We start from the raw sequence: 2633 nt of genomic DNA on the forward strand, positions 1-2633 counted from the left end.
TTGTGTTGTGTGGTTGGTGGGGTGCCGGGCCGTGGTGGCCCGGCACCTCACCGTGTTGTGTTACTTGGTGGCGACGTAGGCGGTTACCTCGGACGACACGCGGATTTCTTTGAGGGTGGGGGATTCCCACTTCTGCAGGTTGTTATGTGCGGTCATGTTCTGTTTTCCTTTCGTTCTCTGATCGGGTCCCTGGCTGGGTCCCGGGATGGTCCCTTGATGGGTGTGGGTGGGGTTCAGCTGGGCAGGGCGAAAGCGATCAGCGCGCTGCCGTGGCCGGCGGCGAGCATTCCGGGGATGATGCCTTCGAGCCATCCGCCCCAGCCCACGGGAACAACGACGTACTGCTTGCCGTCGACGCTGTAGGTCGAGGAGCTGCCGTGGTGGCCGCTGCCACACTGGAATTCCCAGAGCTTCTCGCCGGTTCGGGCGTCGAGAGCGACGAACTCACCGGTCGGGGTGCCTGCGAAGACCAGGTCGCCTGCTGTGGCGAGCACGGACGCGGCCATGGGGTAATCGATACGCCAGCGCCACTTCTCCTCGCCGTGGCTATCGAACGCACTGACCGATCCGGCCATGTCGTCGATGTCCACTGCGACACCAGCACCCCAGTACGGCATGCCTTCCTTGAACTCGCGGCGGCGGCGAGTCGCGGTAGCACCGACGTCGGCTACTGGCACGTAGAACAGTTCGGTCTTCGGGCTGTATGCCGCGTGCGTCCATTCCTTCGCGCCGGCCGGGCCGGGGTAGAAGTGAACTGGCTCGCCTTCCTTGTCCGGGTACTTACGGGGAGTGACCTTCCCGTCCCGGGTGATGACTCCCCAGTCGATCCGGTCCACGAAGGGAGTGACGTGCTGCAGTTCACCGTTGGTGCGGTCCAGCACGAAGAAGTAACCGTTTTTATCGAAGTGGCCCAGCAATTTCTTGCCATCGCGCTCGAACAGGGTCATCTCCATCGTGGAGTCGTAGTCCCACAGATCGTGCGGAGTGAACTGGTAGTGCCACTTGATCTCACCTGAGTCGACGTCCAGCGCAACGACGCTGTCGGTGTAGAGGTTGTCTCCCTCTCGGACCTCGCCGTCGAAGTCAGGTGCCGGGTTACCGGTGCCCGCGTAGTACAGGTTCGTCTCCGGGTCATAGGTTCCGCTCACCCAGTGGTTCGCACCGCCGCGCTGCCAGGCCTCGCCGTCAGCGGGCCAGGTCTCCGAACCCGGCTCGCCGGGCTTGGGCACGGTGTACGTGCGCCAGCGCTGCTCGCCGGTCTCCAGGTCCCACGCGTCAATGTGGCCGCGGACACCGAACTCGCCGCCGGCACTGCCGGTGATGAGCAGGTCCTTGATGACCGTCGGAGCCAGCGAAGCACTCTCTGCGGCGCGCACGTCGCCGATGGTCTTCTGCCACACCTTCTGGCCGTTGGTCGCATCAAGCGCCAGCAACTGGGCGTTCGGGGTCACGAAGTAGACCTTGCCGTTGGCCACCGCGCAACCGCGGTTGACGTTGCCGCAGCACAGCGAGACGTCATAGGGCACCGCGTGCTTGTAGCGCCACAGTTCCTTACCCGTCGCCGCCTCCAGGGCCCAGAAGTGGCCATCCCAACCGGTGACATACATGACGCCATCGACGATCAGCGGGCAGGTCTCGAATGCGTAGGTCGACGCACCCGCGATCAGGCCTGTCTGCCCGGCCTGGAAAATCCAGGCTGGGGTGATCTGGCTGACGTTCTCGGCGTTGATCTGATCCAGCAGGCTGTACCGCTGCCCGTCATAGGCGCCGTAGTACGTGAGCCAGTTATGCGACTCCGAACGCGCATTCAGGAGACGTTCGTAATCAATGTTTTCCGTTACCGCGGGAGCGACACCGGGCACGGCGCTCAAAGCGCCATGGTCGATGGCCTGGCCGGCATCTATATATTCAATGGTCATTGGGTCAGTTCCTTCCTATGGTCGGGGCTGTGCAGGGCGATCCAGGCGGGCTTCCGGGGGCACTTCTCCCCGCACGACGATCGCAGCGGTCAGACCGCGGCCCTCGTCATTGCCTCCCGGCGAGCTGTACCAGTAATAGCCAGGACCATCCAGGGTGAGCGTCGCCTGACCCCTGGACCCATTGACCAACCAAAGGAACTTCTGGTCACCATTACTGGGCAGCAGGCAGGAGTGCGTGTTCGTGTCATCGTTGATGACCGTCAACTCGAGCTGACCGCCGTGCGGCAGGACCAAGATCGCCGGTTCCCAGGCAATCTCGTCCTCGTTGATCCGGATCGTGGCTTCCATCGTGCCATCGGGACGCTCCGTCGCCTCAGCGATAGAGCCGGTCGCCAAAATCCGACCCATGGTTCCTTTGTTCTGCACGTCCAAGCCAAGCCTGGCCAACATCTCGGACCGCTCTTCATTCATAACTTCTTCAGCAATAGCCACTGGACATCACCTCCTCGTGAAATCACACACGTATTAACCGAACTCCCTGCAAACCAAACCAGAGTCCACTGGCTCATGAGGGCCAGTTGAAAGACAACCGTAGAACCACCCCAACCCCACCACCAGACCCCACCGCAAGACCCCCCAACCACACCGCTCACCCCCCCTCACTGTGCCGCTCGTCACACAAAACCCCCCACACAACACCCCACACAGCACCGC

At 62.6% G+C, this 2633-nt stretch carries 3 protein-coding genes; all 3 read right to left on the reverse strand.

What is annotated here, in order from left to right:
- Positions 1-60: 60 nt before the first annotated feature.
- Positions 61-156, reverse strand: a complete 96-nt coding sequence (pqqA, locus tag D6T63_RS18795; protein WP_120150852.1) for a pyrroloquinoline quinone precursor peptide PqqA — start codon at positions 154-156, stop codon at positions 61-63.
- 77 nt (positions 157-233) lie between these two features.
- Positions 234-1919, reverse strand: coding sequence for a PQQ-dependent dehydrogenase, methanol/ethanol family (locus D6T63_RS18800; RefSeq protein WP_120150853.1), 1686 nt, complete (start codon positions 1917-1919; stop codon positions 234-236).
- Positions 1920-1934: 15 nt separating this feature from the next.
- Positions 1935-2411, reverse strand: a complete 477-nt coding sequence (locus D6T63_RS18805) for an MSMEG_3727 family PQQ-associated protein (protein WP_220725991.1) — start codon at positions 2409-2411, stop codon at positions 1935-1937.
- Positions 2412-2633 lie beyond the last annotated feature (222 nt).

The sequence above is a fragment of the Arthrobacter cheniae genome (assembly GCF_003602275.1).
GTDB classification, from domain to species: domain Bacteria; phylum Actinomycetota; class Actinomycetes; order Actinomycetales; family Micrococcaceae; genus Arthrobacter_D; species Arthrobacter_D cheniae.

What these genes read in the sequence shown, in the direction of transcription:
- D6T63_RS18800 (WP_120150853.1), bottom strand. Translation starts at nt 1,919, where the DNA reads ATGACCATTGAATATATAGATGCCGGCCAGGCCATCGACCATGGCGCT.
- pqqA (WP_120150852.1), bottom strand. Translation starts at nt 156, where the DNA reads ATGACCGCACATAACAACCTGCAGAAGTGGGAATCCCCCACCCTCAAA.